Below are 2,184 nucleotides of genomic sequence, written 5' to 3'. Positions count from 1 at the left end.
CCGCAGAGGTCCGGGAAGTCCTGCGCCAGGCGCGGGTTGACCTCGATCTCCGCCTTGATGCCCTCCAGGATCACGGCGGCCTGGTCGAAGCTGTCGGACAGGATGACGGGATAGCGCTTGTAGCCGTAGGCCAGGCACCAGATCACGAAGAGCTGGCCGGCGTAGGTGGTTTTGGCGTTGCCGCGGGGTGCCGCGATCAGCTCGCGCGCGCCGCCGGCCGGATCGAGGGCGATCTCCGGCAGCCGCCGGAACAGGAAGGCGTGGAAGGCGGAGGCCTCGCCGCGCGCGTGGTGCGGGAAGTAGGTGCGGCAGAAGAAGCCGAAGTCCGCCTTGCCGCGCCGGCGCCGCTCGGCAGCTGCCTTCGGGTCCGGATCGAAGCCGTCGACCTGCGCCTGGATGCCGCGCCGCAGCTCGGCCGCGACCTCGGCGATCTGCTTCAGGAAGTCCTGCGCCTTGACCTTGACCTGGGCCATGGTCAGCCGTACTTCCGCGCGGCCTCGGCGGCGAACGGCTCCAGCACCTCGACCAGGGCTTCGGCATGGTGCGGGAAGTGGTTCCGCACGAAGCCGGCGAGATCCTGCAGCAGCTCGGTCGCGACCGCCAGGCGGCCCAGCTCGGGCGAGGCCTTGGCGACGGCAGACATGGTCTTGGTGAAGGCGTCGGCCAGGCGCGACAGCACCTCGGCCTTCTGCAGCGGACCGATCTCGCTGCCGGCCTTGACGTCCTCGATCGTCGCCTGGTGCAGGGTCAGGTAGTCGTCCAGGATCATCTGCGTCACCTGGCGGATGCCGTCGCCGGCGAGCCGGGCCGCCGAGCGCGCGCGCTCCCAGTCGTCGCCCTCGGCCTCGGCGTCGGACTTCCACCGTCGTGCCGTCGCGTAGGAGACGCCGCACTTCTCGGCCGCCGTCTCCAGGGGCAGGCGGTCGTAGACGTAGGCGGCGCGCAGCTTGGCCCGGATCTCCGGCGGGTGCGCCATGGCCGGCTACCGCTTCAGCTGGTCGAGGGCGATCGACAGCGCCTGGCGCGCGACGGCGGCGGTGACGTTCGGGCGCTTGACGCCGGGGTGCGTGCGCTTGCCTTCGGCGACCCACTGGCCGGCCTCGGTCAGCGTCGCCACCAGCGCGCCGCGCGAGACCTCGGCGATCACCAGCTCCTGCTCGTGCAGCCAGGCCAGCTGCTCGCGCACCTGGTCGCGGTCGGCCATGATGTGGACCGCGTTGACCATGTCGGTCAGCAGGCTCTCGTGGCCGGTCTGGCCCTTGCAGTCGCCGAGCGACCGCAGCACCGCGATCCGCAGGTGCTGCAGCCAGGCGTCGCCGTAGTCGGGCTTGGGGCCGGGTGAGGTCGTGGTCATCGCTGCCTCGCCGCGTCGCTGAAGATCTGCTCGTGCCGGGTGAGCACCTGGTCGATGCGCCCCTGGTTCTCCATCAGGTGCCGATAGTCGGACCGGACCTCGCGCAGCTCGCCGACCACCTTGGCCAGCTCCAGCTGGAGCTTGTTGAGATCGTCCTTGCTCGGCAGGTGCTCCAGGTCGCGCTCGACCAGCTCGACGCGCCCGGCGAGGTTGCCGACGGACTCCTTCACCTCGGCGACGTCGGCCTTGGTGGCGAACTCCTTGCGCATCGACCACACCGCCCAGCCCATCAGGCCGTTGATGAGGAAGAGCAGCAGCGGCCACAGCTTGAGCAGCCCCTCCATCAGGCTTCCCTCCGCTCGAGGTAGCCTTGGCAGACGACGCAGCGCCGGGCCGCCGGATAGGCCTGGCGCCGGGCGGCCGGGATCGGGTTGCCGCAGTCGGTGCAGTCGTCGGCCCCGTCCTGCTCCAGGAAGGACTGGACTGCCCGGACGGCCCGCTCGGTCCGGCGGAGCTGCAGCTCCTGGACGTGGTCGACCTCGTCCACCATCAAGCTCCCAACCGTCACTTCCCTCGGATCGCCTTGATGGCCCCCGCCACCAGGCCACCGGCGGCCGCCTCGACGGCGCCGCTCGCCTGTAGCGGCTGGCCCGCCTGCAGCTCGTACTCCTGCGCCTTGTCGCGCTCGCGGGCGGCCATGTAGCGCCGCACGACCGAGACGCAGGCCGCGAAGCCCGACCCGAAGGAGATCGCCACCAGCTCCCAGCTGTCCTGGACCTGGGAGACCAGCGCCCAGACGCTCGGCACGTCGACCGGGCGACCGCCGAGCA

General features: G+C 71.2%; 5 protein-coding genes and 1 pseudogene. All 6 read right to left on the bottom strand.

The annotated features are described in order from the left end of the window. A pseudogene (locus tag B9O00_RS32050) lies at positions 1–473 on the bottom strand (phage terminase large subunit); the annotation flags it as partial. Between the two features lie 2 nt (positions 474–475). After that, complete coding sequence (locus B9O00_RS32045; protein ID WP_085127521.1) at positions 476–976, bottom strand: DUF1804 family protein; 501 nt, start codon at positions 974–976, stop codon at positions 476–478. A 6-nt stretch (positions 977–982) separates the two neighbouring features. After that, positions 983–1,354 (bottom strand): VpaChn25_0724 family phage protein, encoded by a 372-nt coding sequence (locus B9O00_RS32040; protein WP_085127519.1) that lies wholly within the window; start codon positions 1,352–1,354, stop codon positions 983–985. Next, on the bottom strand, positions 1,351–1,698 hold the full coding sequence (locus tag B9O00_RS32035; RefSeq protein WP_085127517.1) for a DUF2730 family protein: 348 nt from the start codon (positions 1,696–1,698) through the stop codon (positions 1,351–1,353). The genes B9O00_RS32040 and B9O00_RS32035 overlap by 4 nt, the downstream gene beginning before the upstream one ends. Continuing rightward, positions 1,698–1,904 (bottom strand): TraR/DksA C4-type zinc finger protein, encoded by a 207-nt coding sequence (locus tag B9O00_RS32030; RefSeq protein WP_085127515.1) that lies wholly within the window; start codon positions 1,902–1,904, stop codon positions 1,698–1,700. Before B9O00_RS32030 ends, B9O00_RS32035 begins: the two co-directional genes overlap by 1 nt. Before the next feature lie 14 nt (positions 1,905–1,918). Then, positions 1,919–2,184: hypothetical protein (locus B9O00_RS33330; RefSeq protein ID WP_159460394.1), on the bottom strand; the 266-nt coding region annotated here is incomplete at its 5' end.

It is taken from the genome of Tistlia consotensis USBA 355, assembly GCF_900177295.1.
Classification (GTDB): domain Bacteria; phylum Pseudomonadota; class Alphaproteobacteria; order Kiloniellales; family DSM-21159; genus Tistlia; species Tistlia consotensis.
The sequence above is the reverse complement of the archived record's forward strand: the minus strand, read 5'-3'. Positions and strand labels throughout refer to the sequence as shown.

What these genes read in the sequence shown, in the direction of transcription:
- B9O00_RS32040 (WP_085127519.1), bottom strand. Translation starts at nt 1,354, where the DNA reads ATGACCACGACCTCACCCGGCCCCAAGCCCGACTACGGCGACGCCTGG.
- B9O00_RS32035 (WP_085127517.1), bottom strand. Translation starts at nt 1,698, where the DNA reads ATGGAGGGGCTGCTCAAGCTGTGGCCGCTGCTGCTCTTCCTCATCAAC.
- B9O00_RS32030 (WP_085127515.1), bottom strand. Translation starts at nt 1,904, where the DNA reads ATGGTGGACGAGGTCGACCACGTCCAGGAGCTGCAGCTCCGCCGGACC.
- B9O00_RS32045 (WP_085127521.1), bottom strand. Translation starts at nt 976, where the DNA reads ATGGCGCACCCGCCGGAGATCCGGGCCAAGCTGCGCGCCGCCTACGTC.